The following is a 25,834-nucleotide window of genomic DNA, read 5'->3' as shown; positions in this document are numbered from 1 at the left end:
GACGCCCCGGCCACACCGGAGCGCGTGCTCTGGGGCTGCGAGCAAATGCGCAAGGCGATGGCGGCGCACCCGAGCACCGAAGCCGAGACAGCAGCACCATGACCGCCCTATCGCCCGCACAGCCTTACGGTCACCCAGGAGGTCACTGAACATGCACACCTGGATCAACGCCCTCGCCGACCTGCAGGCACGCGGTGAACCCTGCGTACTGGTCACCATCATCGAGGAGCGCGGCTCGACCCCGCGCAACGCCGGTTCCAAAATGGTGGTCAGTGCCGAGCAGTTGTTCGACACCATCGGTGGCGGCCACCTGGAATACAAAGCCCTGCACATCGCCAGGCAGATGCTCGCCGAGGGGCGCCAGGCGCCCCATCTGGAGCGTTTCAGCCTCGGCGCCAGCCTCGGCCAATGCTGTGGCGGCGCCACGGTGTTGCTGTTCGAACCGATGGGCCGGGTTCAGGCGCAGATCGCGGTATTTGGTGCAGGCCACGTCGGTCGGGCGCTGGTACCCTTGCTGGCCGCCTTGCCGTGCCGGGTTCGCTGGATCGACTCACGCGAGCAGGAGTTCCCCGAGGCGATCCCTGCGGGGGTCAGCAAAATCGTCAGTGAAGACCCGGTCGATGAAGTCGACGACCTGCCCGTCGGCAGTTACTGCATCGTCATGACCCACAATCATCAACTGGACCTGGAGCTGACGGCGGCCATCCTTAAACGCAATGACTTCACCTGGTTCGGGCTGATTGGCTCGAAAACCAAACGGGCCAAGTTCGAGCACCGCCTGCATGAACGTGGTTTCACCCCGGAGCGGTTGCAGCGGATGCGCTGCCCGATGGGGATTGCCGAGGTGAAGGGCAAGCTGCCGATCGAGATCGCCGTGTCCATCGCCGCCGAAATCATTGCCACCTACAACGCCAGCTTTGGCCAGCACGACGCTGCCGCCAATGCTGGCCCCATTGCCCAACTGCTGCCGCCCTCGCGGCGCAGCCAAGCCAATTGACGAGAGCCTCATGAGCGCAAAACCCAACGCCTACCGTGCCGCCATCCTGCACAGCCTCGACGACCCCGCCGAAGTCGGTGTGGACGCGTCCTACCAGTACTTTGAAGACGGCCTGCTGGTGGTCGAAGATGGCAAGATCAGCGCCATTGGCCACGCCAGTGAATTGCTGCCTACACTGCCGGCCGACCTGAACGTGGTGCACTACGAGAATGCCCTGATCACCCCGGGCTTTATCGACACCCATATCCATTTCCCGCAGACCGGCATGATCGGCTCCTACGGCGAGCAGCTACTGGACTGGCTCAATACCTACACCTTCCCCTGCGAACGGCAGTTCGCCGACAAGGCCCATGCCGAGCAGGTCGCGAAGCGTTTCATCAAGGAACTGCTGCGTAACGGCACCACCACGGCGCTGGTGTTCGGCAGTGTCCACCCCGAATCGGTGGACGCCTTCTTCGAAGAGGCGCAGCGCCTGGACCTGCGGATGATCGCCGGCAAGGTGATGATGGACCGCAATGCACCGGATTACCTGACCGACACCGCCGAGTCCAGCTACCTGGACAGCAAGGCCCTGATCGAGCGCTGGCACGGCAAAGGTCGCCTGCACTATGCGGTTACCCCGCGCTTCGCCCCGACCAGCACGCCAGAACAACTGGCCTTGGCCGGGCAACTGCTGGGCGAGTATCCCGACCTGTACCTGCACACCCACCTGAGCGAAAACCTCAAGGAAATCGAATGGGTCAAGGCACTGTTCCCGGAGCGCAAGGGCTACCTGGATGTCTACGATCACTTCCAGTTGCTGGGCGAGCGCTCCGTCTTTGCCCATGGCGTGCACCTGTGCGACGACGAGTGCAAGCGCCTGGCGGAAACCGGCTCCGCCGTGGCCTTCTGCCCGACCTCCAACCTGTTTCTCGGCAGTGGCTTGTTCAACTTGCCGCAAGCCGAACAGCACAAGGTGAAGGTCGGCCTGGGCACTGACGTGGGCGCCGGCACCAGTTTCTCGCTGCTCAACACCCTCAACGAAGCCTACAAGGTCATGCAGCTTCAGGGCGCACGGCTCAACCCGTTCAAATCGTTGTACCTGGCTACCCTGGGCGGCGCCAGGGCCCTGTGCCTGGAGGAGCGCATAGGCAACCTCACGCCGGGCCGTGATGCCGACTTCGTGGTGCTCGACTACAACGCGACACCGCTGCTGTCCTACCGCCTGCAGCAGTCGAACAGCATCGAGGAGACACTGTTCGTGCTGATGACCCTGGGCGACGATCGCACCGTCCGCGAAACCTTTGCGGCCGGTCGCAGCGTGCATCAACGCTGAGCCGCTAAGGCTCGCGCGCCAGGCCGCGATACAGTGCGCCGCCGATCACTGCACCGATCAGCGGCGCCACCCAGAACAGCCAGAGCTGCTGGAGTGCCCACCCACCGACGAACAACGCCGGCCCGGTACTGCGTGCCGGGTTGACCGAGGTGTTGGTGATGGGAATCGAGATCAGGTGAATCAGCGTCAGTGCCAGGCCAATGGCGATGGGCGCAAAACCTGCCGGCGCCCGTGAGTCGGTCGCGCCCATGATGATCAGGATGAACATGGCGGTCATCACCACTTCACTGGCAAAACCGGCAGCCAGCGAGTAGCCGGCAGGCGAATGTTCGCCATAGCCGTTCGAAGCCAGGCCCGATGCCACATCAAACCCGGCCTTTCCACTGGCAATGTAGTAGATCAGCGCGGCCGCGATGACGGCACCAATCACCTGAGCAATGATGTAGGGCAGCAGTTCCTTGGCCGGAAATCGCCCACCCACCACCAACCCGACCGATACGGCGGGGTTCAAGTGACAGCCAGAAATGTGACCGATAGCGAAGGCCATGGTCAGCACCGTGAGCCCGAAGGCCATGGCGACACCGACCAGACCGATACCGCTGGGAAGAGACGCAGCAAGCACAGCACTGCCACACCCACCCAAAACCAGCCAGAACGTCCCGACCAGTTCAGCGCCCATGCGTTTGCTCAGGGGCATCGACATAGATCAATCCTCAAGTAGTTGCACGCGTAAAGCGCAAGCCCAACTGCTTGATGAAGGTTTGCGGTGAAGTTCAGTTGAGAATCTAGCAGAGGATGGCGTGAGCGCCAGTAATCACAGGCGTGCTGAAATCACTGGCGCCCACCCTGGCAGACGCATCAGCCTTTGGTCGAGGCCGCGCTGCCACGTTTCTTGGTCTGCAGCAGGTGCGAGAACACCGCATGCAGGTCATCGGACGCGCTGTCCTCATCGAGGTTGAGCTTGCTGTCGATATGGTCCATGTGGTGCATCATCAGGTTGACCGCAAGCGTCGCATCACGGGCTTCGATGGCGTCGATCAACTGCATGTGCTCGTCATAGGAGCAGTGCGAGCGGTTGCCGCTTTCATACTGGGCAATGATCAGCGAGGTCTGCGACACCAGGCTGCGCTGAAAGCTGATCAGCGGGGCATTGCCAGCAGCCTCGGCCAGCTTGAGGTGAAACTCGCCAGACAGGCGAATACCGGCGCCGCGGTCGCCCCGGGAAAAGCTGTCGCGCTCATCGCGCACCATTTGCCGCAGTTCGTTCAACTGCTCGACGGTAGCGTGTTGAACCGCAAGCTCGGTGATCGCCCGCTCGACCAGACGCCGGGAAAAGAACACCTGGCGGGCTTCTTCTACCGTGGGGCTGGCAACCACGGCACCCCGGTTGGGCCGCAGCAGCACCACGCTTTCATGGGCCAGACGCGACAGCGCGCGGCGAATGATGGTGCGGCTGACACCGAAAATCTCGCCCAGGGCTTCCTCGCTCAACTTGGTACCCGGCGCCAGACGCTGCTCGAGGATAGCCTCGAAAATATGTGCGTAAACGATGTCGTCCTGGGTGCCGCTGCGGCCGGCCTTGCCAACACGCGCGGGTTTCTTGAGGGGTTGCAGCTGTTCGTTCATGGATTCTCGGGCAGATAACCGGCAATTGGATCCGAACTGTAATACCGCACAGTAGGTCGTTGGCAAGCCGTGAATAGAAAATTTAAGGGAATCGGTACTGCCACATTGTACACAGCCAGCAGCAATTCTGCAGGTAGCGATAGCCTTTATAGCTGTATTGCCAAATAATATGCACACACAACATAAAACATTATTTGATTTATTTGTATACAAAAGCATAATCGCAGCGTGCAACTTCCTGACTTCAAGGTCAATAAAGCAGTCCGGTCGCCTGCCACCCTACCCTCTCACAGAGCCCCCCAGTGCGTGCGCAGGCCTGGCTCTGCAAAACAAGAAAAGACTTGAGGAGTACATGCTGTGGAAAGCCGCAAATCCGAAGCCCCTACGCTGGATCTTGCCCCACCGCTCGAAACGAGCTGGCTGGAGCGGATTTTCAAACTCAAGCTGCATGGCACCACCGTCAAGACCGAGCTGATTGCCGGCATGACCACCTTCATCACCATGGCGTACATCATTTTCGTCAACCCGAACATCATGGCCGATGCTGGGATCAACCATGGTGCGGCGTTCGTTGCCACCTGCATCGCCGCCGCCCTGGGCTGCCTGTTGATGGGCCTGTACGCCAACTGGCCGGTCGGCCTGGCACCGGGCATGGGCCTCAATGCATTCTTTACCTACACGGTCGTCGGCACCATGGGTTACACCTGGGAAGCGGCCCTGGGGGCGGTGTTCGTTTCCGGCGTGCTGTTCATGCTGCTGACCTTGTCACGCGTGCGCGAGTGGCTGCTCAACAGTATCCCGGTCAGCCTGCGCCACGCCATGGGTGCCGGGGTCGGGCTGTTTCTCGGGTTGATCGGCCTGAAAACCGCCGGCATTGTCGTCGACAGCCCTGCCACCCTGATCAAGCTCGGCTCGCTGCACGAACCCGCACCCCTGCTGGCCGCAGTGTGCTTCCTGATGATCGCGATACTCAGCTATCGACGGGTGTTCGGCGCCATCCTGATCAGCATCATCACTGTCACGCTGGCCGGCTGGGGCCTGGGGCTGGTCGAATACGGCGGCGTCTTCTCGTTGCCTCCCAGCCTCGCCCCCACCTGGATGGCCATGGATGTGGCCGGGGTGTTCAACGTCAGCATGATCAGCGTGGTCCTGGCGTTTCTGTTCGTGCACATGTTCGACACCGCCGGCACCCTGATGGGCGTCGCGCAGCGCGCCAACCTGGTGAACGCCGAGGGCCGCATCGAAAACCTTTCCCGCGCACTGAAAGCCGACAGCGCCTCCAGCGTCTTCGGCGCGGTGGTGGGTGTGCCACCGGTGACCAGCTACGTGGAGAGCGCGGCCGGGGTGGCCGCAGGCGGGCGCACCGGCCTGACGGCCGTGGTCGTTGGCCTGCTGTTCATCACGGCCATGTTCTTCGCCCCTCTGGCGGGCATGATCCCGGCCTATGCCACCGCTGGTGCCCTGATCTACGTGGCCATGCTGATGATGGGCAGCATGGCCCACATCAACTGGGATGAAGCCACCGACAGCATCCCGGCGATCGTCACCGCAATCATGATGCCCCTGACCTTTTCGGTTGCCGATGGCATTGCCTTGGGCTTCATCACCTATGTCGCCCTCAAGGCCGGCACCGGGCGATACAGGGAAATCTCGGCGAGCCTGTGGGTGCTGTGCGCCATTTTCATCGCCAAGTTCATGTTTTTGTAACGGTTGTACCGCAGTAAAAACGGCCTCGCCTTCGGGTGAGGCCTTCGCACATAAGGAGAAAATAAATGAGTGTGGAAACCTGGCTGTTGTTCTGTGGCGCGGCACTGATCGTCATTGCGATCCCCGGCCCGTTGTCCTTGCTGATGATCAGCAACAGCCTGAACTATGGCCTGCGTCGCTCCTACCCTGCGTTTCTCGGCGGTGTCATTGCGTCGATCTGCCTGCTCAGCGCCTCGGCACTGGGGCTGGGGGCGCTGTTGATGGCTTCGGAGCAGCTGTTCAGCGTCTTGAAGATTGTCGGTGGCCTTTACCTGTTTTACCTCGCCTGGCAAAGCTGGCAGCAATCGCGCCAACCCTCGCAGGGCGCCAATGTGCCTGAGGCCATGCCGACGCCAGGCTTTCGTGGCCTGTTTCTGCGCGCCTTTGCGCTGGGCGCGAGTAACCCGAAAGACATCCTGTTCTTCGCCGCCTTCCTGCCGCAGTTTCTCAGTGCAGAGCAGCCATTGCTCAGTCAATTGCTGGTCTTGATCGCCACCTGGACGGTGCTCGACCTGGGGTGCAAGCTGGCCTACGGCCTGGGTGCGCAAGGTGCCGCCCGCTACCTGCGCTCCGGCAAGGGGCAGAGTGGATTCAACCGGATCAGCGCCGGGCTATTCGGGGGCGCGGGCGTCGCCGCACTGCTGAGCCGCTAAACCACTGCCTGCCCCGCTGCCGCCTGGCGGCAACGGGGCAGAACCTCAGGCGAACTGCGGCCTGATAAAGACCAGCCCTTCATCCCTGCCAGAAGCACTGACGCGCTTGCCCGCCATCAGCACGACCAGCTCTTTCGCCGCCCGGGCCTGGCGCAACGCCTGGCGCGTCTCGGCATCCATCGACGTCATCAGTCGTTTCAGCGTGCTGGACGAGAGCGGGTACACATGCGACGCGTGCGTTGGCCTGACGATCACCAGGTAGAGCCGGTCTGAGCCGTTGCAACGCACCAGCAGTTGCCCCGGCCCGAAGGCCTGGTCACTGAAGACCTGGCCCACAGTGTAATAGTTTGCCGTCAGCACATCCCGGACAACCGCATGCAGCGGGGCCCGTGCAAACTGTTCCTCTGAAACCACAAACTCCACCGCGGTAAACCGGGCCGTTTCACTGTGCAAACTGAACCCTGCCCCTGCTGCCACCTCCGGACGACCGCGCAGCCACCCGAACGGGTCGACGACGGATGCGCCATTTTTAGTCAGCGGGTTATCCAGCACACCCAACAACAGGTCCAGCTTGAGGACGCCGGCAGCGGTCAGCTTGCCGTTTATGCTGGCCGACTCCATCAGGCGCCGAGAGAACTGCTTGGTGCTCTGATCGGTCAATTGCGGGAAACGGCGCTTGATGGTGTACATCATGTGATCAACGCGAAGCCCTGAACCGAGCGACCAGACGCCATTGACGCGCTGCATCCGATGATAACGCGGCAGAACGCCGTCCAGGCTCGGAGGCGGCTTGAGTACCGCACAGTCGGCCACGAGCTCAACCCCGTCGTCGAGCACCTCGTAGTACGCATTATCCACCTGGATCACACGCCGCGCTGTGTTTTGAGCGCTCACGAAAATGCCCGAGTTGCTGGCAGTTTCAATCAGCGGGCCATCAACCGGGGTACTCCAACTGCGCCAGTCGAACATCTGTTGAACCCTGGAAACCCCGTGAAGGGGTGCAATGACGGGTACTGTCGCGCCTGTCGCTGGCGGCAGATGCTCGATGCTCCAGAATGGCAAGTAGCCTCGGCTTTCGAAGTGCAGCGCAAGCGCCCACTCCTTTGCGGCTCGCTCGCCCTCGGTGAAATTGAAACGACGCAGGAACGCCTCGGCTGCTGCCTGCGATTGCCCGGGCTCCGCGCGCTGAATCATCTTCCAGGCCGGGTCCGGTGTGCGACCTGGCAGGAACTGCAAGGCCCACTCAGGAAAGCGTTTGTGCTGAACAAACTGATCGGCCAGCAAACGTGCCAGGTCGGGATCATCGGCCGGCAGGCTGAAACGCCGCAAGACCTGCGCGGCCTCATCAAGGGTAAAGCGACGGAAAACCTCCAGGATCGCCTCCAGCGTCCATTGCGATGGCAGCCCGAGCTGGTTTGCAAGCACTTGCACGTCTTCGCGCGTCACCGTCTGCAAACCTTGCTGGATAACTTCAGCCGGAGTTTGCGGTGCACCGCCGCGCAACCCCACGTCAAACGACACTTCTCCAGTGTCCCAAGATATTGCGCCGCACCGCAGGACCGTAGCCACGGCGTCGCGTTTCGACGATGCGCCAGGGTTCAAGGGCCACGCCACCCTTGTACTGGACCTGATAATAGCGGCCCCGCGTATCGGTAATGTAGTAGTGCGGGAAGCCGTCCGCGCCAACCTCACCCTCATACACGCCGTTAAAATCGCCATCGGTGCGCAAGGTCAGGTCTTTAGGCCGCTGCTTGAGCGCAAACGAGCGATCAATGACCCTGTTCGACAGCGGCGGCGCAGCACCGTGCAGCGCATCGTTACCCGCCAAGGCGATCCGCGTGGTGCTGACGTCAGAGGCATGAGGCAGCATTTTCCAGAGCTTGCCCAGCCCCTTGAACCCGTGCTTCATGTCACCCAAGGCCCCCAAGGTATTGAAGGCCGACGACAGTGCGTGCTGCACGGCCTTGGCGCGATCACCATCGGCCAGTGCCTTGATCGCCGAGGCCGACTCCTTGAGGGCAAAAAACGCACCCACCGCAAAGCTGGCCGGTGGAAATGGCAGTGTTACTGCCGTGGCAACCAACTCGACCCCAGTCCAGGTAATACGGCTGATCATGTCGGCCCGACCGAGCTCCAGGTCCGCCACATCGGTCATCTTGCGTTCGATTCGCTGGTCGTGGAAGGCCTTCTGCAGGTTCATGATCGGCGCACTCGACAGCACCGGCCCCGCAGCTGCGCCACGCCTGACGGCGTGCAGCCTGTAGGACATCCAACGACCCAGCTTGTGGCGCATGCGGTCCTTGTAATAATCCCCCATGCCGGCATGGGCCAGGGACGCCTCGAATGACTGGAACTCACGGAATGCCAGGCCATCCGGCGCATCGGGGGTGTACAACAAGGCGGGCTGCCCGGTGTTCTCCGGCGCCAGCATGACGTAGTTGCCTTCTACGGTTTCCACCGTCCCCAAGTGCTCGTTCATCCACGACAGATGGCCCAGGTACGCCAGCCAGGGGTACTCAGCGGTATTGAATACCGCCTCAAGATTGAAGTTCAGCAGATGCACCGGATGCGCCAGGCGTGTCGGCGCATCCTCGCGCTGAAAAGAACTCAATGTTTGACTCAACCAGGCGTACTGCTCGCCAGTGATCTGCCCCATCAGCTTGCTGCGCAGGGCTGCAACCGACATCTGCAACTGTGTCAGCGTGACACTGGCCTGTCGGCGGGTGGCATAGCCCTCGTGCTCAGGGTTTAGCAGCGTATCGCGCAGCACTTGAATGTAGCGGTCCGCCACCCATTGGCCGCGAATAGCGCCCGAGACGTTCTCCGGCCGCAGGGGCGAGAGGTCAACACCTTCCGGGCCTTCAAACGTCGCAGAAGTATCCAGCGTGGCTTGCGTCAGGCTGATCGAGTCGTCATAGCCATTGCGCAACAAGTGGGTGAACGTAGCCCGCTCCCGGGGCGAGGTGATAATGATCGTGTCCGGGTCGACCGTGCCCGCGGGTGTACCCAGCAGCTGATTGATTTTTTCCGTGGCCTGGGCTTTGACGAAGCTTTCAAAATCCGGAACCTGCAGCAAGGACTGCTCGGTAAACCGTTGCGAGGCAGCGGCGACCTGAGTCTCCAGTGCATGCAACTGCTGCCGCTCAGCCAGCGGCGCATCGCGGTACCAGGCCGGCGTGTGGGCGTCAAAGCGCGCCTGGGTGAGCTCGACATCTAGCGCGACCAGGCGTTGCAAGGCAGTCGGATAGTCGACCTGAGGCGAGAGCGTAAGAAAATCGGCCTCGGCAGCCGGCTTCTGCGCCAGGGCACTCAACACGTTGTCCAAGGCGTTACGCGCGGCTTGTGGAACGCGTGCCAACAGGTAGTCGCGCAGTGCCGGCACAGCGGTCCAACCGACAATTTCGTGCAACAAGCGGCGCTCATCCAGCACCTTCAGCCACGGCTCGCGGCCAGGCACATCTGGGGCATAAAGCAACAGGCCGGCAGCTTCGCCATCGGCCTGGGTCAAGCAAAAGACCATGACATCCGCCAACTCGGCGCCGTTGATCTTTAACAGGTAAGCCGTCGCACGAAGCGCCGTCTGCTCGACAAACGGTGTGTGCAACACCCCGACTGCCTGAACCTGATCCTCGGCCAGGATGCCTTGAAAACCCGCAGCGCAGAGCGAGGCCTGTAGCCGTAGCGACATCACGACCTGCATGCGCTGGAGAACACCTGGCGTGATCGCTTCACGCCACTGTCGAGAAAATGTGCTCCTCAGTTGCAGCGGGGCAAGCACTGGGGCAAGCGTTGCAGGGGTCAACCCTTCGAACACCTGCTCAACCGGCAGGCCTTGATACTGCAAGGTGCTGCCCGTGATGAAATCAGAGGCCTGGGCTTCATCCCCAGGATGCAGCCCGTACAGGGCCAGGCTGCTCAACGATGCCTGCTCGGTATAGACCTCACGGGTTACCGGCAAACGACGCTCGGTGGTGACCCACAGTTGATCGGGGTCCAGGTCAACGCCCAGCGCTTCGCGCAGGCGCAACGCCACCGTGACACGGGCAAATTGCTCTGGCGACTCGGCTTTACCCAGCGCCTGACACAGATCCTCCTGGGCGTATTGATAGGCCTGCAATTTGTCGACGTAGCGCTGCCGCTCTTCGGTACTGCACAGTTTCATCCAATACGGTAACTGCCGGTAGGCCTCATAGGCCGCGTGCTCTGCGTGCCACACCACGGCCATGCCGGGTGGGCCGTTGACGATGATCCGCTGGGTAGCCGCTGCCAGCGCTTCGAACAGCACCTGATACGACGCGAAGGTCGTGCGGCGGGTTTGCAGAATGTCGATGATATCTGCCTGCTGACACTTCAGTTGGGCCTGTACAACGTCAGTCAGCAGGTGGCCGACGATCTCCCGGCACTGCCATTCGATACGACGCTGGCCGTCCAGTGCGCGTTGATGGCTCAAGCTCAGCAAGCCCACCCATTGTTCACGGCGCGGCAAGAGTGCATCGAACAGTTCGCCCAATGAGCCATGGCTGGAAAGCCCGTCACCCGGCAGGTACAGCAGCGTCGGAACAGCGTCCGCCTGCGATGCATCGGCCACCGGTTGCCTGCGAAGAATGAATGCACCGGCCAGGTGCGCGGCCTCTGCCCCCTCGAACAACAGGCTAAGGCTGTAGGCAAAAAAAGCCCTGCGGCTGTCCGCCGGGGTCGAAAGCGCGCTGCTCAACAACGCCTGCTCGTCCTTACTCAAGCGCCGTGCCGCGTCGAGGTGCAACGCCTGCGCCAGGGCATCAGCCAGTTGCTGGTCGCGTGAGGTGTGCTCCGCTGTCGCGGCGTTCCAGTAGGCAGTGACTGCATCCCGATACAGATAACCCAGCTTGAGCGTCAACGTGTCGATGGCCCCCTCCAGCCCGCGCGTGCCGGCCATGCGCGTTCCGGGTTGATCATCCTCGCGACCATCGGCGTAAATCCCTGACAAGCCCTCGTCATACACCGTTGCGGCACCCACCAGGCGCTCGCGCATTACCTGCTCGAGGGTCTTGTTCGTCTGCAAGGTGCAGTGCTCCGGGTTATCCGTGAGCGAAAAGGTTTTTACCCAGGTGTTTCGCGCATCCAGTTCAAGCTGCGGGTATTGACGCTTGAGCTCATCATCAAAGGCCGTTGCGAGCAGCGGCACAATGTCCGGCAGCGCGTTGCCGTGTTGTGTCCAGAGCGCCGCAGCCTTTTCCAACGCTGCCAACGCCTCAGTGTTGCTGAGCAAGTGAGGAGGAATTGCTACATCCATGGTCTGTGTCCCTGCTATCGAATGGCGCCTGCACACCCTGCGCAAGCGACCCAGCCGACATTTCAAAACAGCCGCTCAAACCATGTGAGATAAATAATGCTTTTCCTTCAGGCAAAAAAAAGCCCGCAGTGTGAGCGGGCAAGGACCTACGAAGATTCTGTTGGCTGACCTGCTAGCTTCCGCGGTAGGTCGAGTAGCTGTAAGGCGAAATCAGCAATGGAACGTGGTAATGATCCTGCTCGGCACTGATGCCAAAACGCAGAACGACCACATCGAGGAACGCAGGCTCTGGCAACTTCACGCCGCGTGCACGGTAGTAGTCACCGGCACTGAACTGCAGCTGGTAGACACCGCTGCGGTAATCGTCACCCTGGAGCAACGGTGCGTCGCAACGACCATCGCTGTTGGTCAGGGCAGTGGTCACCAGCTCTAGCTGCTGGCCTTCGACGCGGTAGAGCTCGACCTTGATCGAGCTGCCAGGGCAGCCATGCGCGGCGTCCAGTACATGCGTGGTCAAACGTCCCATAAGGTTGCTCGCCTCTTCTTGATCTGTGGGCAAAAAATACCCGTATCGCACCGCATGCAAGCACGGCAGCGTACGGCTGTTGGATTATTAAGACATTTTTATTGAAAATTGTACACAATAATTCCGACTTCTTTGTTAGCTTAGCCGCCTCGCCCAGCAAAGAGGCCATCAGTCGCAAACCCAAGCAGAACAATGACGAGCACGTCATTATCTGACCATTCCGGCAGATTTATTGCAGGGGCATGGGGTGGCGGGCCAGGAAAGAAATGCGAAAAAACAGGCTTACAAACTGACAATAAAGTTGTATACAATCACTCCATCAGCGTGGTCGATACACCACACAGGCCACTCTACCCCCGTTTTCACGTACAAGAAGGAAGACTGCAGTGAGCGCTGATTATCCTCGCGACCTGATCGGTTACGGCAATACTCCACCCCATCCGCGCTGGCCGGGGAACGCCCGCATCGCTTTGTCTTTCGTGCTCAATTACGAAGAAGGTGGCGAACGCAACGTCCTCCACGGTGATAAAGAGTCGGAAGCATTTCTGTCTGAAATGGTTGCCGCCCAGCCGCTGCAGGGCGCACGCAACATGAGCATGGAATCGCTCTACGAGTACGGCAGCCGCGCAGGCGTCTGGCGCCTGCTCAAACTGTTCAAGGACACCGGCATTCCGCTGACCGTGTTTGCCGTGGCCATGGCCGCCCAGCGCCACCCGGACGTGATCCGTACCATGGTTGAAGCCGGCCATGAGATCTGCAGTCACGGCTACCGCTGGATCGACTACCAGTACATGGACGAGGCCCAGGAGCGCGAGCACATGCTCGAAGCGATCCGCATCCTCACCGAACTGACCGGCGAGCGCCCATTGGGCTGGTACACCGGCCGCACCGGGCCAAACACCCGCCGCCTGGTGATGGAGGAAGGTGGCTTCCTCTATGACAGCGACACCTATGACGACGACCTGCCCTATTGGGAACCCAACAACCCGACCGGCAAGCCACACCTGGTGATCCCCTACACCCTGGACACCAATGACATGCGCTTCACCCAGGTTCAGGGTTTCAACTGTGGCGAGCAGTTCTTCCAGTACCTCAAGGACGCGTTCGACGTGCTGTATGCCGAAGGTGCCGAGGCACCGAAGATGCTCTCCATCGGCCTGCACTGCCGCCTGGTCGGCCGCCCTGCCCGGTTGGCAGCCCTCAAGCGCTTTGTCGAATACGCACAAAGCCATGAGCAGGTCTGGTTTGCCCGGCGCGTGGACATCGCCCGCCACTGGCATGCCACCCACCCTTTCAACGCCGAGAACGCAAAATGACCGACTTCAAGACGCTGAAGCCTTCGATCCTCGACCGCACTGCGTTCGTCGAAGCTTTCGCCGATATCTACGAACATTCGCCATGGGTTGCCGAGAAGGCATTCGACCTGGGCCAGCGCCAGGAGCTGGACCAGATCGAAAATCTGCACCAACGCATGAGCGATATCCTGTTGAGCGCCGACCCTGCCAGCCAGCTGGCACTGGTCAACGCTCACCCGGACCTGGCCGGCAAAGCGGCCGTCCAGGGCCAACTGACCGAAGCCAGCACTCACGAACAGGCTGGCGCCGGTATTCACCAATGCACGGCCGAAGAGTTCCAACGCTTCACCGAGCTGAACGACGCCTACAAAGCCAAGTTCAAGTTTCCCTTCATCATGGCGGTAAAAGGCAGCAACCGGCATCAGATCCTCGCCGCGTTCGAAACGCGCATCCATAACTCGGTCGAGGCCGAGTTCAAGGAAGCGCTGGCGCAGATCAACCTGATCGCCCTGTTCCGATTACTGCAGCTTTAGTGAGCGTGGCCCGAGTGCGCTCATGAACGCAGCGCGTACCCAGGGCCTTGCAAACATCCCCAGCCACCCATTCAAGGCAGACAAGAAAAAATGAAAGCATACGCCGTACCCTTCGAGAAATTCGTCAACCTGGCCGACGCGCGCCTGGGCACCAAGATCGTTTCGGTCACCGATGAGTGGTTCGCCGCTGCCGAGCGCCTGTTCCAGCCGACACCGGCCGTGTGGAAGGAGGGTGTGTTCGACGACAACGGCAAGTGGATGGACGGCTGGGAAACGCGCCGCAAGCGTTTCGAAGGCTTCGACAGCGCGGTGATCCGCCTGGGCGTTCCCGGCACCATCAAGGGCGTCGACATCGACACCTCGTTCTTCACTGGCAACTTCCCACCTTCGGCGTCCCTGGAAGGCTGCTTCGTCGCTGAAGGCGACCCGACCGAACAAACCCAGTGGGTTGAAGTGCTGTCGGCCGTCGAGCTGCAAGGCAACAGCCACCACTACCACGAAATCAACAACGACCAGGCCTTCAGCCACCTGCGCTTCAACATCTACCCGGACGGCGGTGTTGCCCGTCTGCGTGTCTACGGCGTGCCATTCCGTGACTGGTCGGCAGTAGGCGACAACGAGCAAGTCGACCTGGCAGCAGCGTTGAACGGTGGCCGTGCCCTGGCCTGCTCCGACGAACACTTCGGCCGCATGAGCAACATCCTCAACCCGGGCCGTGGCATCAACATGGGCGACGGCTGGGAAACCGCGCGCCGCCGCACCCCAGGCAATGACTGGGTCATCGTTGCCCTGGGCCATGCCGGCGTGGTCGAGCAGGTTGTCGTCGACACCCTGCACTTCAAAGGCAACTACCCCGACAGCTGCTCGATCCAGGGCGCATTCGTCAAGGGCGGTACCGACAGCCAGATCGAAACCCAGAGCCTGTTCTGGCGCGAACTGCTGCCAAGCCAGAAGCTGCAGATGCACGCCGAGCACAGCTTCCAGGAGCAGATCAATGACCTGGGGCCGATCACCCACATCCGGATCAACGTGTTCCCGGATGGCGGTATCAGCCGTCTGCGCGTACTGGGCAAAGTCGCGAAGTAAGCGCTGCCCCTGATCACCCACAACGCCGGCTCCCGAGAGCCGGCGTTGTGGGCAAGAGCGACAGCCCCAACAACATAGAATTAGAGACAGATCCGCATGCGCACTTTAGTGATTGAGCCCTTGACCAAAGAAGCCTTCGCCCCCTTCGGTGACGTGATCGAAACCGACGGCAGCGACCACTTCATGATCAACAACGGCTCGACCATGCGCTTCCATCGTCTGGCCACGGTAGAAACCGCGCAGCCCGACGACAAGGCGATCATCAGCATCTTCCGCGCCGACGCGCTGGAAATGCCCCTGACCGTCCGCATGCTGGAGCGCCATCCGCTGGGCAGCCAAGCGTTCATTCCGCTGCTCGGCAATCCCTTTCTGATCGTGGTCGCGCCACTTGGCGATGCACCTGTATCGGGCTTGGTCCGTGCCTTTGCCAGTAATGGCAGGCAGGGCATTAATTACCATCGCGGCGTCTGGCACCACCCGGTGCTGACGATCGAAAAGCGGGATGACTTCCTGGTGGTTGATCGCAGTGGTTCCGGCAACAACTGCGACGAACATTTCTTCAATGAGGATGAGCTGCTGATCCTCAACCCCCACCAATAAGAGAAGACTGATCATCGGAAATCGGTGATCGGAAAGAGGTACATACTGTGGAAGCACATCTGTTCGAGTGGCTAAACCTGAGCGTGCGCTGGGTTCACATGATCACCGGTATCGCCTGGATCGGTGCATCGTTCTACTTCGTCTGGCTGGAAAACAACCTGAACCGCGCCAACCCGCGCGAGGGCCTGTCGGGTGACCTTTGGGCCATCCACGGCGGTGGTATCTACCACCTGGAAAAATACAAGCTGGCTCCACCGAAAATGCCGGAGAACCTGCACTGGTTCAAATGGGAAGCGTATTTCACCTGGCTGTCGGGCGTGGCCCTGCTGTGCGTGGTGTTCTACTCCAACCCAACCCTGTACCTGCTGGCACCGGGCAGCGGCCTGAGTGGCGCAGAAGGCGTGGCCATTGGTGTCGGCTCGTTGATCGCCAGCTGGTTCATCTACGACTTCCTCTGCGACTCGCCACTGGGCAAACGCCCTGCCCTGCTGGGCCTGGTACTGTTCGTGCTGGTTATCGCGGCCTGCTTCGGCTTCAGCCAGGTGTTCAGCGGCCGTGGTGCGTACCTGCACACCGGTGCGATCATCGGCACCATCATGGTCGGTAACGTGTTCCGCATCATCATGCCGGCCCAGCGTGCGCTGGTCGCGGCCATCGAGCAGAACCGCACCCCCGATCCAGTGCTGCCGGCCAAGGGTCTGTTGCGCTCGCGTCACAACAACTACTTCACCCTGCCGGTGCTGTTCATCATGATCAGCAACCACTTCCCGAGCACCTACGGCAGCCAGTACAACTGGTTGATCCTGGCGGGTATCGCGGTGGCTGCGGTGTTGGTACGTCACTACTTCAACACCCGTCACGACAGCAACAAGTTCGCCTGGACCCTGCCTGTCGGCGCCCTGGCAATGATCTGCCTGGCCTATGTCACCGGCCCTTCGCCGATGCCGAAAGCGCCTGAGCAGGCCGCAGCGAAAATCGAGTACCAACCGCTGCCGGAAACCGCACTGGGCGGCAAGACTGCTGCTGAGAAAGCCGCCGAGCCGGCGCCAGCCAAAGTCGAGGAAGCGGCCAAGCCTGCCACCGCCTCGGTAGAAACCTCGAACTTCGACAAGATCCACAATGTCATTCAGGAACGCTGCACCGTGTGCCACTCGGCCAAGCCGACCAGCCCACTGTTCAGCACTGCGCCGGCGGGCGTGATGCTCGACACCCCGCAACAAATCCAGCAACTGGCACCGCGCATCCAGGCCCAGGCCGTTGCCAGCCAGATCATGCCGTTGGGCAACATCACTCAGATGACCCAGCAAGAACGTGAACTGATCGGCGCCTGGATCGCCAAGGGCGCTCCAACCAACTGATGCACCGGGCGGCTCGCAAGAGCCGCCCACCGGCGTCCTGCTCGGCGTCGCAGAACAATGAACAATAAAAACAAAACCGAGGTGTTGCATGTCAAAGTCACGCAAGGCGTCCATACCCGTTGCGCCCCCACGACAGCCACTGCCACTGCCGCAACTCATCCTGGTGGGTCTGCAACACGTATTACTGATGTATGGGGGCGCCATCGCGGTGCCGCTGATCATTGGCCAGGCCTGTGGCCTGACCCGTGAAGAAGTCGCCTTTCTGATCAATGCCGATCTGTTGGTTGCCGGTGTCGCTACCGTCATTCAGTCGTTCGGCATTGGTGCCGTGGGTATCCGCATGCCGGTCATGATGGGCGCCAGCTTCGCCGCCGTCGGCAGCATGGTCGCCATGGCCGGAATGCCCGGTGTAGGCCTGCAGGGAATATTCGGTGCGACCATCGCTGCCGGCTTCTTCGGCATGCTGATCGCGCCGTTCATGTCCAAGGTGGTGCGGTTCTTCCCGCCTCTGGTAACCGGTACCGTGATCACCTCCATCGGCCTGTCGCTGTTCCCGGTCGCGGTGAACTGGGCCGGTGGCGGCGCCAGTGCCGCACCCTTCGGCTCACCGGTCTACCTGATGGTTGCTGGCCTGGTGCTGGCAATCATCCTGCTGATCAACCGTTTCATGCGTGGTTTCTGGGTCAATGTGTCAGTGCTGATCGGCATGGGCGTTGGCTACATGCTGGCCGGCTCCATCGGCATGGTCGACCTTTCCGGGCTGGACCAAGCGCCGTGGCTGCAGGTGGTGACGCCCCTGCACTTTGGCATGCCGACATTCAGCCTGGCGCCAATCCTGTCCATGTGCCTGGTGGTGGTGATCATTTTCGTTGAGTCCACCGGCATGTTCCTCGCACTGGGCAAGGTCACCGACCGTGAAGTCACCCCGGGCATGCTCCGTCGCGGCCTGTTGTGTGATGCTGGTGCGTCCTTCATCGCGGGTTTCTTCAACACCTTCACCCACTCCTCGTTTGCCCAGAACATCGGCCTGGTGCAAATGACCGGTGTGCGCTGCCGGTACGTCACCATCGTTGCAGGCGCCTTCCTGATCATGCTCAGCCTGCTGCCCAAAGCTGCATTCCTGATCGCCTCGATTCCGCCCGCCGTTCTGGGGGGGGCCTCCATTGCCATGTTCGGCATGGTAGCCGCCACGGGTATCAAGATTCTTCAGGAAGCCGACATCGGCGACCGCCGCAATCAGTTGCTGGTGGCCGTCAGCGTCGGCATGGGCTTGATCCCGGTGGTACGTCCGGAGTTTTTTGCACAAATGCCACAGTGGATGGAGCCCATCACCCACAGCGGAATCGCCATGGCCACCGTGAGTGCGCTGATCCTGAACCTGCTGTTCAACATCCTCGGTGGTGTCGAGCGCGCAGCCCATAACGAAACCGCCCACCAGCATTGAACCGGCGGGCGGCGCTCGCCGCCCGGCATACCTCGAGCACGACCGTCGACCCGTAGAAGCGGGTCGATCGGGGCGCTTTGCGCCAAAAAACCGCAAACAAACAATAACAACAGCCGGGAATCACACCATGAAACGGATCACTTCATCTCTCCTGCTGGGCGGCGGACTGCTGGCAGCCTTGCCTGCAGTCGCGGGAGACATGCTGCTCTGGCAAACCAACAGCATCAGCTACCTCTACGGCAAAGACTTCACCGTCAACCCCGCCATCCAGCAAACGGTGACCTTCGAGCACGCCGACAAATGGAAATACGGCGACAACTTCCTGTTCGTCGACAAGACCTTCTACAACGGCGCAACCGACCGTAACAAAGGCAACAACACCTACTATGGCGAATTCAGCCCTCGCCTGTCGTTCGGCAAGATCTTCGACCGCAAATTCGAGTTCGGCCCAATCAAGGACGTGTTGCTGGCCATGACCTATGAGTCTGGCGAAGGTGATAACGAGGCCTACCTGATCGGCCCGGGCTTTGACCTGGCAGTTCCCGGCTTCAACTACTTCACCTTGAACTTCTATCAGCGCAACACCGAGGGCAGCCGCCCAGGCGATCGCGTATGGCAGATCACACCGACGTTCTCCTACACCATCCCCGCAGGCAAGTCCGACATCCTCGTCGACGGCTACATGGACTGGGTCGTTGACAACGACAGCACTCGCCGTGGCACCTACCACGCCAACCTGCACCTTAACCCACAGGTCAAATACGACCTGGGCAAAGCCTTGAACCTGGGCGCCAAGCAGCTTTACGTGGGCGTGGAGTACAGCTACTGGAAAGACAAGTACGGCATCGAGGACACCCAGCGCTTTGACACCAACGAGAGCGTCACCAGCTTCCTGGTGAAAATGCACTTCTAAAAGCTGACTGAGTGCACAGTATCAACCCCTTGCGCCCCTGAACAGGACACTCAAGGGCCGGCGCGCCAGCCCCACGCTGCGCGCCCTTCAATCGAGGGCAGGCCGCATCCTGCCCTCGTTTGCTGACGGCTCAGTCAATATCGCCGTCAGTCGGCGCCTCTGCGCACCTCCACCTCGCGGCATCCATCACTTCAGCGTGGACAGCTATCCGCCCAGCCAGTAATCTGCGCGCCCTTTTATACAGGGCAAGACTGCATGCGCCCGGGTTTGCTGAGCCACCCGTCAACAAATACAGGCGCTCGACAGACGCCTCGCCCGCTTGAAGCGCCTCTTTTCCATCGGTTCACAGCACGGTCGAACACGCTGATTGCGCGCGCCCCGAAAGGTTGGCGCAACCCTTGCTGTATCGCTGCACCGAACCGAAAAACCGACCATTAAGTCAACAAACGGCATCACTCGAGAATGCCGACAACAGAACAACGAGAAATCAACCTTTGGGAGCACACCATGCGTACCCGTAATAGCCTGATCCTCGCCGGTGGCCTGCTGGCTGCCAGCAGCGCCATGGCCGGCGACCTGCTGCAATGGCAGAACAACAGCCTGACCTACCTGTACGGCAAGGATTTCACCGTTAACCCGGAGATCCAGCAAACCTTTACCTTTGAACATGCGGACGCCTGGAAGTACGGCGACAACTTCCTGTTCATCGACAAGATCTTCTACAACGGCAAGAAAGACTCGAACGCCGGCCCTAACACCTACTACGGCGAATTCACCCCTCGCCTGTCGTTCGGCAAGATCTTCGACCAGAAACTTGAGTTCGGCCCGGTGAAGGACGTGCTGCTGGCCATGACCTACGAGTTCGGTGAAGGCGACAACGAGTCGTACCTGATCGGCCCGGGCTTCGACCTGGCGATTCCAGGCTTCGACTATTTCCAGTTGAACTTCTACCAGCGCAACACCGAAGGTAGCCGCGCAGGCGATAACGTCTGGCAAATTACCCCGGTATGGTCCTACACCATCCCGATGGGCAAATCCGACGTTCTGATCGATGGCTACATGGACTGGGTCGTGGACAACGACGAAACCCGCAACCGTGGCACCTACCACGCCAACCTGCACTTCAACCCACAGATCAAATACGACCTGGGCAAGGCCTTGAGCCTGGGTGAGAAGCAGTTGTACGTGGGTGTCGAATACGACTACTGGAAAGACAAGTACGGTATCAAAGACACCCCAGCCTTCGACACCAACCAGAACACCACCAGCCTGCTGGTCAAAGTGCACTTCTGATCGGTTGAGCCGCGACAGCCAGGGCCAAAGCGTTTAACAGCGCAGCCCTGGCACGTATCCAGATAATTGCGGCACGCCCAAGCACATGCTGTCATGAGCATTTAAAACGAACGGCCAGACAACTGGACGCTGTAAAAACACAAGTTTGTCTTTTCAGTTATACGCTTCCTGCCAATGTACAACTCACGACAATAGTCAAACACGTTACATAAATAGCGCGCGAAATGCGCCTGCGCATGATTTACCAGACAGTGCGCAAACGGCGGTATGCCACTCCGAATGCCAGCGTCGGCAACAATAGGCCGACGACAATCAAGCCAGTCATCACGACGGGTTTATCGAGTAATTTCAGGACATCGATCACCAGCGATCCAAGGCAGACTGCGAGCGCCAGTATTGGCACTGTCCAACGGCTAAACCTTTCCCATTGCGGAAAAAGCAAATGCGCGTTGAAGGTCAATAGCAAACAAAGGCACAACCATGCCAATGCCGCAAACATATAAATGCTCAAATGAACTACACCGTAGGCCACGGCACTACCGAGCATAAGAGGCTCCCTGACGCGACACGATATCGCGAACAACTTTTATTATCATTCACGCCATCCATGTGCGTGTGTTGCAGCCGCCGAGCGTAGTTCAGTTTTTCATCCATGCCTAGCAATGCATTGACGTTTTTTTCTCTTTGAGCCTGTTATGTTTCACCGCTGCCATGAACACACGACACAACACCGCCGCTGATGCGGCTGCAATACTGCTTTGCCTGCAAAGGCCAGGGCTTCAAGAAAGACAAAAGGAATTCATATGCGCGTTCCACAATCAGCGCCCCAGCGCTACCTCTTGCTACTGACCTCAGTATGGCTTGCGGTTTTTCTGCTCACCCGAGGCGTGCTGTTTTTCAGCCACTTGAACGAGGCCGGGAGCAATGTCTTCTCGATCTTCGGTATCGGGCTGCTGTACGACCTGAGCTTCCTGCTCTATGCCGCACTGCCACTGGGCCTTTACCTGCTGCTGTGCCCTGCGCGGCTGTGGCGCTCGCGAGCACATCAGGGGTTCCTGCAGGGCATCATGGTGTTGAGCGTGTTCGTGATGCTGTTCACTGCTGTTGCCGAATGGCTGTTCTGGGACGAGTTCGGCGTGCGCTTCAACTTTATTGCTGTCGACTACCTGGTCTATTCCGATGAAGTGTTGAACAACATCCTCGAGTCCTACCCGATCGGCCTGCTGCTGAGCATCCTGGCCGTTATCGCCATTGCCCTGAGCCTGGCACTGCGCGCACCGCTCAAGCGGGCCCTGAATGCACCGGTGCCCGCTTTTCGCCAGCGCCTGATGAGCTTTGCCGTACTGGCCGTGCTGGCAGGGCTGTGCGTGCAGGTGATCGACCAGGACCGCCCGCGTGGCCAAGGCGGCAATGCCTACCAACATGAATTGGCCAGCAACGGCCCTTACCAGTTCTTCGCCGCGTTCCGCAACAACGAACTCGATTACCCGCAGTTCTATAGCAGCCTGCCTGAGCAGGATGTCAACGCGCAGATCCAGAGCGAGCTGCGCCAACCCGATGCGAGTTTCGTCGGCAAGGAACCCCTGGATATTCGCCGTACCATCACCAGCAACGCACCGGCGCGTACACCCAACGTGGTCCTGGTGACCATCGAGAGCTTCAGCGCCAAGTACATGGGCAGCAACGGCGATAACCGCAACCTGACCCCAAACCTGGATGCGCTGCGCAAACAGAGCCTGTACTTCAACAACTTCTATGCCACTGGCACCCGCACCGACCGTGGCCTGGAGGCCATTACCCTGTCGATTCCGCCAACCCCTGGCCGCTCGATCGTCAAGCGCGTGGGCCGTGAAAGCGGCTTCGCCAGCCTTGGCCAGCACATGAGTGAAGCGGGCTACGACAGCGTGTTCGTCTATGGTGGCCGTGGCTACTTCGACAACATGAACGCGTTCTTCAGCGGCAACGGCTACCGGGTTGTTGACCAGAGCAGCGTGAAAGAAAGCGACATCAGCTTCAAGAACGCCTGGGGCATGTCCGACGAAGACCTCTACAACCAGGCCATGCAGCTGGCAGACGCCGATTTCGCCAATCAGGTGCCGTTCTTCCTGCAACTGATGACGACCTCCAACCACCGCCCGTACACCTACCCCGACGGCCGTATCGATATCCCGTCTGGCGATGGCCGTGAAGGTGCGGTGAAATACACCGACTACGCCATCGGTCGTTTCCTTGAGCAGGCCCGCAGCAAGCCGTGGTTCGACAACACCCTGTTCATCTTCGTTGCCGACCATACCGCTGGCAGCGCAGGTAAAGAGGACCTGCCGGTGCGCAACTACCAGATCCCGCTATTCATCTACGGGCCGAAGTTGATCGAAGCGCGTGAGGAATCGAAACTGGCCAGCCAGATCGACCTGGCGCCTACCCTGCTTGGCCTGTTGAACATGAGCTACACCTCGACGTTCTTCGGCCGCAACCTGATGCTTGAAGACACACTGCCACCGCGCGTACTGATTGGTAACTACCAGCACCTGGGCCTGTTCGATGGCCAGGACCTGGCCATCCTCAGCCCTCGCGACGGCCTGCGCCTTCATGAGCAGGCCCTGGGCGAAAGCCGTGAGGTGGTGGGGGACAGCAACAACCCGCTGATCAAGCGCGCCATTACCTACTACCAGGCAGCCAGCTACGGCTTCAAGCACCACCTGCTCGACTGGGTGCCTGAAGACAGCGAAAAGACAGCCGGTAAAAACTGACTGAGCTGACGCGGCGCCCGAGAACAGGGCGCCGCCCTTAGCCTCTTGCAGCCCGCCAGAGCTTGCTGGCCAGCGATACCACGGCCAGTACGGCGGCACCGGCAAGAATACCGATGCCAGCATTGAGCAGGCTTGAGGTCAGTACCCCGCCCCGCCCTTCACTGAAGGCTTCGACGGCATGATGCAGCGGCGCAACGCCATGCACCAGAATCCCGCCCCCGACCAGAAACATCGCCGCCGTGCCAACGACCGACAGCCCCTTCATCAAGTACGGTGCTGCCTGCAGAATGCCCTTGCCGATCGTCTGGGCGGCACGCCCGGTTTTGTGCGTGAGCCACAGGCCAAAGTCATCCAGCTTGACGATACCGCCAACCAGCCCGTACACCCCTACGGTCATGACAAAGGCAATACCCGACAACACGACGATTTGCTGTGTCAACGGCGCGCCAGCGACCGCACCCAGGGTAATGGCGATGATTTCCGCCGACAGGATGAAGTCGGTACGCACGGCACCTTTGATCTTGTCCTTCTCATAGGCCACCAGATCGACTGAAGGGTCGGCCACCGCTTCACTCAGGGCGGCATGCCCGGCATCGTCCTCGGCTGCACTGTGAAGAAATTTATGCGCCAGCTTCTCGAACCCCTCAAAACACAAGTAGGCGCCGCCGACCATCAACAATGGGGTCACCGCCCACGGAATGAAGGCGCTGATTGCCAACGCCGCAGGCACCAGAATCACCTTGTTCAGTAGCGAGCCCTTGGCCACGGCCCATACCACGGGCAACTCCCGGTCGGCGCGCACGCCACTGACCTGCTGAGCATTGAGCGCCAGATCGTCACCCAAAACCCCGGCGGTCTTTTTCGCCGCTACCTTGGTCATCACCGAGACATCGTCCAATACGGTGGCGATATCATCGATCAGCACCAGTAGACTGCTTCCTGCCATGCTTGCGTATCCAGAGAGTTGAAAGGCCCAAAGCATAGCGTGACTGTGCGTGAAAGTGGCAGCCTTGAGCCTCGCGCAAACCCGGTGCTACCATGCGCCACCGCCTGCCCAGGCCTGGGCCGCCTGCGGCCCGACACAAGGAACAGCGCCAATCATGAGCAGCATTCGCGAGCGCAACAAAGAGCTGATCCTGCGCGCAGCCAGCGAAGAATTCGCCGAAAAGGGCTTCGCCGCCACCAAGACCAGCGACATCGCGGCCAAGGCCGGGCTACCCAAGCCCAACGTCTACTACTACTTCAAGTCCAAGGAAAACCTCTACCGCGAGGTGCTGGAAAGCATCATCGAGCCAATCATGCAGGCCTCCACCCCGTTCAATGCCGAGGGTGAGCCTGAGGAGGTGCTGAGCGCCTACATTCGCTCAAAAATCCGCATATCGCGCGACCTGCCCTTTGCCTCCAAGGTCTTCGCCAGTGAAATCATGCACGGTGCGCCGCACCTGAGCCCGACACAGGTCGAGCAACTCAACCTGCAGGCCCGGCACAACATCGCGTGCATTCAGCGCTGGATCGACCGCGGCCAGATCGCCCCGCTCGACCCACACCACCTGATGTTCAGCATCTGGGCCGCAACCCAGACCTACGCCGATTTCGACTGGCAGATCTCCGTCGTCACCGGCAAAGCCAAGCTGGACGATGCCGACTATGAGGCCGCGGCACAGACCATCATTCGCCTGGTACTCAAGGGCTGCGCCCCCGACGCGCACACCACCGGTTGATCTGGGAGCAGTTCACCAGACGGGCGCCGCGCACGCGCTGACAACCCTCCGCTACCCTCAGGCTGCCACGCCCGCATCCGCGGTCAGCCCAACCTCCTCGATCGCACTGATCGCGCACTGTTCGTCGATGTCCGAGGTATCACCGCTGATACCGATCGCTCCCAGCACCACGCCCCTCTGATCACGGATCAGCACCCCACCCGGCGCCGGAACCACGGCGCCCTGGCCCAGGCCATTGAGCGCCGCGAAAAACGCCGGGCGCTGCTGCGCGTCCAGCGCCAGCAAGCGCGAGCCCTTGCCCAGGGCAATGGCGCCCCAGGCCTTCCCCATTGCCACCTGCGGACGCAGCAGGCTGGCACCGTCTTCACGTTGCAGGGCCAGCAGATGACCACCGCTGTCGAGCACCGCAATGGTCAAGGGTGCAGCCGAGATCTTGCGCCCGGCGGCAATGGCGCCGTTTACCAGGCTGACAGCGACTTTCAAGGTCAGAGCGTTCATGGACAGGTCCTCTTGTTGTTAGAAGCCCAGAGGGGCAAGTGAAAATCCAATACGACAAATAGAACACAATGGAGAATATTTTTGTATACAATAATTTTCGCCAGATGATCACAATCGGACAAAATGCCTTTTCTAGCGGCACGACGAGCAAAGCACTGGCAGCCGATGAAAATGGATTGACCAGAGCCACATACCGTGAATACACTCT

At 60.4% G+C, this 25,834-nt stretch carries 22 protein-coding genes; 14 read left to right on the top strand and 8 right to left on the bottom strand.

The window, feature by feature from the left end:
• Window positions 1-151 precede the first annotated feature (151 nt).
• Together xdhC and guaD are read left to right on the top strand one after the other, a co-directional pair.
• Window positions 152-997 (top strand): xanthine dehydrogenase accessory protein XdhC, encoded by an 846-nt coding sequence (gene xdhC / locus ACZ9H3_RS22730; protein ID WP_065760385.1) that lies wholly within the window; start codon window positions 152-154, stop codon window positions 995-997.
• Between the two features lie 10 nt (window positions 998-1,007).
• A complete protein-coding gene (guaD, locus tag ACZ9H3_RS22725; protein WP_102052440.1) occupies window positions 1,008-2,312 on the top strand; it encodes a guanine deaminase in 1,305 nt (434 codons plus the stop codon).
• A 4-nt stretch (window positions 2,313-2,316) separates the two neighbouring features.
• Here the strand turns inward: guaD and aqpZ are convergent, their stop codons facing one another.
• Window positions 2,317-3,015 carry an aquaporin Z gene (gene aqpZ / locus ACZ9H3_RS22720; RefSeq protein WP_330523265.1) on the bottom strand — a complete coding sequence of 233 codons (699 nt, stop codon included), beginning with the start codon at window positions 3,013-3,015 and terminating at the stop codon, window positions 2,317-2,319.
• A gap of 155 nt (window positions 3,016-3,170) precedes the next feature.
• Window positions 3,171-3,938, bottom strand: a complete 768-nt coding sequence (locus ACZ9H3_RS22715; RefSeq protein WP_065760387.1) for a GntR family transcriptional regulator — start codon at window positions 3,936-3,938, stop codon at window positions 3,171-3,173.
• A 357-nt stretch (window positions 3,939-4,295) separates the two neighbouring features.
• Between ACZ9H3_RS22715 and ACZ9H3_RS22710 the strand changes: the two genes are divergently transcribed.
• A complete protein-coding gene (locus ACZ9H3_RS22710; RefSeq protein WP_065760388.1) occupies window positions 4,296-5,645 on the top strand; it encodes an NCS2 family permease in 1,350 nt (449 codons plus the stop codon).
• A gap of 65 nt (window positions 5,646-5,710) precedes the next feature.
• The gene (locus ACZ9H3_RS22705; RefSeq protein ID WP_065760389.1) at window positions 5,711-6,337 is read left to right on the top strand and encodes a LysE family translocator; all 627 of its coding nucleotides are present in this window, start codon (window positions 5,711-5,713) and stop codon (window positions 6,335-6,337) included.
• A 45-nt stretch (window positions 6,338-6,382) separates the two neighbouring features.
• Here the strand turns inward: ACZ9H3_RS22705 and ACZ9H3_RS22700 are convergent, their stop codons facing one another.
• The 3 genes from ACZ9H3_RS22700 to uraH all read right to left on the bottom strand — a co-directional run bounded on the left by ACZ9H3_RS22700 (window position 6,383) and on the right by uraH (window position 12,135).
• Window positions 6,383-7,858: a hypothetical protein gene (locus ACZ9H3_RS22700; RefSeq protein ID WP_476222651.1), complete on the bottom strand. Its 1,476-nt coding sequence runs from the start codon at window positions 7,856-7,858 to the stop codon at window positions 6,383-6,385.
• The gene (locus tag ACZ9H3_RS22695) at window positions 7,848-11,609 is read right to left on the bottom strand and encodes a hypothetical protein (RefSeq protein WP_476222649.1); all 3,762 of its coding nucleotides are present in this window, start codon (window positions 11,607-11,609) and stop codon (window positions 7,848-7,850) included. Before ACZ9H3_RS22695 ends, ACZ9H3_RS22700 begins: the two co-directional genes overlap by 11 nt.
• Window positions 11,610-11,781: 172 nt before the next feature.
• Window positions 11,782-12,135, bottom strand: coding sequence for a hydroxyisourate hydrolase (gene uraH, locus ACZ9H3_RS22690; protein ID WP_065760391.1), 354 nt, complete (start codon window positions 12,133-12,135; stop codon window positions 11,782-11,784).
• A gap of 386 nt (window positions 12,136-12,521) precedes the next feature.
• Between uraH and puuE the strand changes: the two genes are divergently transcribed.
• From puuE to ACZ9H3_RS22650, 8 genes are all read left to right on the top strand, one after another.
• Window positions 12,522-13,451 (top strand): allantoinase PuuE, encoded by a 930-nt coding sequence (gene puuE, locus ACZ9H3_RS22685; protein ID WP_476222646.1) that lies wholly within the window; start codon window positions 12,522-12,524, stop codon window positions 13,449-13,451.
• Window positions 13,448-13,963, top strand: a complete 516-nt coding sequence (gene uraD / locus ACZ9H3_RS22680) for a 2-oxo-4-hydroxy-4-carboxy-5-ureidoimidazoline decarboxylase (protein WP_476222644.1) — start codon at window positions 13,448-13,450, stop codon at window positions 13,961-13,963. Before puuE ends, uraD begins: the two co-directional genes overlap by 4 nt.
• A 90-nt stretch (window positions 13,964-14,053) precedes the next feature.
• Window positions 14,054-15,049, top strand: coding sequence for an allantoicase (gene alc / locus ACZ9H3_RS22675; protein WP_065760394.1), 996 nt, complete (start codon window positions 14,054-14,056; stop codon window positions 15,047-15,049).
• Window positions 15,050-15,145: 96 nt separating this feature from the next.
• Window positions 15,146-15,649: an ureidoglycolate lyase gene (locus tag ACZ9H3_RS22670; protein ID WP_102052438.1), complete on the top strand. Its 504-nt coding sequence runs from the start codon at window positions 15,146-15,148 to the stop codon at window positions 15,647-15,649.
• 47 nt (window positions 15,650-15,696) lie between these two features.
• Entirely contained in the window at window positions 15,697-17,007 is a 1,311-nt protein-coding gene (locus ACZ9H3_RS22665; protein ID WP_330523262.1) for a urate hydroxylase PuuD, read from the top strand.
• A gap of 88 nt (window positions 17,008-17,095) precedes the next feature.
• Entirely contained in the window at window positions 17,096-18,451 is a 1,356-nt protein-coding gene (locus ACZ9H3_RS22660) for a nucleobase:cation symporter-2 family protein (protein WP_099773959.1), read from the top strand.
• Window positions 18,452-18,578: 127 nt separating this feature from the next.
• Window positions 18,579-19,364: an outer membrane protein OmpK gene (locus tag ACZ9H3_RS22655; RefSeq protein ID WP_099773958.1), complete on the top strand. Its 786-nt coding sequence runs from the start codon at window positions 18,579-18,581 to the stop codon at window positions 19,362-19,364.
• Window positions 19,365-19,871: 507 nt separating this feature from the next.
• Window positions 19,872-20,657 (top strand): outer membrane protein OmpK, encoded by a 786-nt coding sequence (locus ACZ9H3_RS22650; protein ID WP_476222640.1) that lies wholly within the window; start codon window positions 19,872-19,874, stop codon window positions 20,655-20,657.
• A 241-nt stretch (window positions 20,658-20,898) separates the two neighbouring features.
• On the opposite strand, the gene ACZ9H3_RS22645 is transcribed toward ACZ9H3_RS22650, so the two are convergent.
• Window positions 20,899-21,204, bottom strand: a complete 306-nt coding sequence (locus ACZ9H3_RS22645; protein WP_065759813.1) for a hypothetical protein — start codon at window positions 21,202-21,204, stop codon at window positions 20,899-20,901.
• Window positions 21,205-21,460: 256 nt separating this feature from the next.
• On the opposite strand from ACZ9H3_RS22645, the gene ACZ9H3_RS22640 reads away from it, so the two are divergent.
• Entirely contained in the window at window positions 21,461-23,407 is a 1,947-nt protein-coding gene (locus ACZ9H3_RS22640) for an LTA synthase family protein (protein WP_476222638.1), read from the top strand.
• A gap of 37 nt (window positions 23,408-23,444) precedes the next feature.
• On the opposite strand, the gene ACZ9H3_RS22635 is transcribed toward ACZ9H3_RS22640, so the two are convergent.
• A complete protein-coding gene (locus ACZ9H3_RS22635) occupies window positions 23,445-24,353 on the bottom strand; it encodes a DUF808 domain-containing protein (protein WP_065759815.1) in 909 nt (302 codons plus the stop codon).
• 154 nt (window positions 24,354-24,507) lie between these two features.
• Between ACZ9H3_RS22635 and ACZ9H3_RS22630 the strand changes: the two genes are divergently transcribed.
• On the top strand, window positions 24,508-25,128 hold the full coding sequence (locus tag ACZ9H3_RS22630; protein ID WP_065759816.1) for a TetR/AcrR family transcriptional regulator: 621 nt from the start codon (window positions 24,508-24,510) through the stop codon (window positions 25,126-25,128).
• Between the two features lie 57 nt (window positions 25,129-25,185).
• Here the strand turns inward: ACZ9H3_RS22630 and ACZ9H3_RS22625 are convergent, their stop codons facing one another.
• Window positions 25,186-25,626 (bottom strand): GlcG/HbpS family heme-binding protein, encoded by a 441-nt coding sequence (locus ACZ9H3_RS22625; protein ID WP_065759817.1) that lies wholly within the window; start codon window positions 25,624-25,626, stop codon window positions 25,186-25,188.
• Window positions 25,627-25,834: the final 208 nt, after the last annotated feature.

Source organism: Pseudomonas sp. TE3910, assembly GCF_056279025.1.
This window is presented reverse-complemented; position numbering and strand designations above follow the sequence as displayed.